At 47.0% G+C, this 2041-nt stretch carries 2 protein-coding genes; both read right to left on the reverse strand.

Translation table 11 applies throughout. From position 1 onward, the window contains the following. Positions 1-960 (reverse strand): hypothetical protein (locus OEM52_15005; GenBank protein MDK9701442.1); only part of this gene is annotated, 960 nt, incomplete at its 3' end. A 319-nt stretch (positions 961-1279) separates the two neighbouring features. Continuing rightward, positions 1280-2041: PDZ domain-containing protein (locus OEM52_15010; protein ID MDK9701443.1), on the reverse strand; the 762-nt coding region annotated here is incomplete at its 5' end.

The following is a 2041-nucleotide window of genomic DNA, read 5'->3' on the forward strand; positions in this document are numbered from 1 at the left end:
GATTATTGCGCGCGCCATATTGGTATCGGAATACAGCGAAAGAAATTCGATATCATAACAGCGACGCGGTTCATCGGCTGCGATATTCTGCAAGGTTGGATGGCGGTTCAGAGCCGGCTGATTGAGAAACCAATTCATTGTGGTATCGGGATGCAGATTTACCCAGCCATGACTCGCGCCAGTAGTAGAATCGACTCGGTAGCTCCGCATTTGAGCGCCGAAGAGATCGACGAGGTCGGTGTCGTGGATGTAGTGGGGTTCAAGTACCCCGGATGACTGATATAGCGGCATCCACATCATATTGTAATGAAGTGAATTCGTAGTATCCCAAAAAACAACACCGGAATTACGTTTGTACTCGAAGTTCACATAATCCGAAACCGAATCGACCACACCACCAAACTCCCACATCATCGATACATTAGATCCCTGCTCTCGCTTGCGGCGCGCCAAATCAATGATCCCGCTTCCGCCGGCAGTTGCCCGCACCATGTATCCCGTGGGATCCAAATGGTTGTTGTTGTATTGCATCCCGGCAGCGCCCCCCATACTGCCGCCGATGATATACATATTATCGATATCGAAAGGATACCGACTCATAATCGAGTCCAACACGATATCAAGCTGTTGTTGAACTCGTTTGCTCCACCAATGGACGAAACCTCGTTCGGTGCTTGGTACACCTGAGATTGCTAAAGTCATCCAACCAAGGGTATCCGCTTTCTCTTCAAACACAGTGCCAGAAAACTCGGTGTAATTTGATCCGTAGGAATGACAACCAATGAGAATGGGTGGCGGGAAAAGCGGGCTGTAATCATCGTGAAGAGTCAAGTAGTACTCTTCAGCGATTCCCGTTGGTAACATTATCGTACCGGTAATTCTTTGAATCGCAGATGCGGTTGTAATGCAAAACACAGCGCCCAATATCAGCAGCATCCACTTGATTTTTTGCCGTAACATGATGCTCTCCTTATTGGGAAGATTCTACGATTCTTCACAATCGATGAATAACTAACAGCCGATAGCAGGTGGGTAGTCAGAGGAGACGGCTGGAATGTTCGCATGAAAATAGCGTCTTGCTTTCAGGAGAGCAAGCTAAAATAACGAAATGGAAAAATTGTCAGAACACCTGTAACAAACATATTATCAAATACATATATAATTTTATACTACTATTCTGCTGAAACTCGTCGACATCAACCAGTTAATCGTTGTTTATTCCAGATAACAAAAAAGGGCAAGGATACCTTGCCCTTTCTGGTTACCGTGTTAACCGAGATTACTTCGGTGTAATTGTAACAAAGGTTTTGTTCGCACCACGCTGAATCCGAAAGAGTATCGGTTCCGTCCGGTCACTCAACTGTTCCTGTAACTTGTTCCAATCAACCAGTGTTTCGACTTTCTTGCGGTCGACTTCGAGTACAACATCGCCGCGTTGCAGTACTCCGTCAGCTGGCGATTCAGCTTCTACCCGCAACACGACTATTCCTTCTTCGACATTCAAACGTAAACCACGTGCTCTTGTCGAACCAGCTTCCACGACATCGATACCCAACCAATTCTTCTCCCGCTCGCGATCTTTCACAGTACCATTTGCAGCAGCCAGATATTCACCGCGATCACCGAGAACGATTTCAAAGTCACGGAGTTTATCGTCCCTCCAAATCTTCATTTGCAGTTTGTCGCCGGGATTGTGGTCGGCAACATACAACCGGAATTGTGTCGGATCGGTAAACGATTTTCCTTCGATTTGTGTGATGATATCGCCGCCGCGCAACCCTGCTTTATCGGCTGGGGTATCCTCTTGCACGTTATCGATGAATATACCCGATACTGTTTTCGGCACTTTCAATGCAGCGCGTTTGTTGTCGTCGAAATTTGCAGGAACCAATCCAAGATAACCACGAGTAACTTTTCCTTTCGCCTGCAGTTGCGCCATTACCCGCTGTGCCATATTCGACGGAATCGCAAAGCCGATACCTTGACCCTGGGTATTGACCGCTGAGTTAATGCCGATGACTTCGCCGTGATGTTTAACAAC

Source organism: bacterium (genome assembly GCA_030247525.1).
Classification (GTDB): domain Bacteria; phylum Electryoneota; class JAOADG01; order JAOADG01; family JAOADG01; genus JAOTSC01.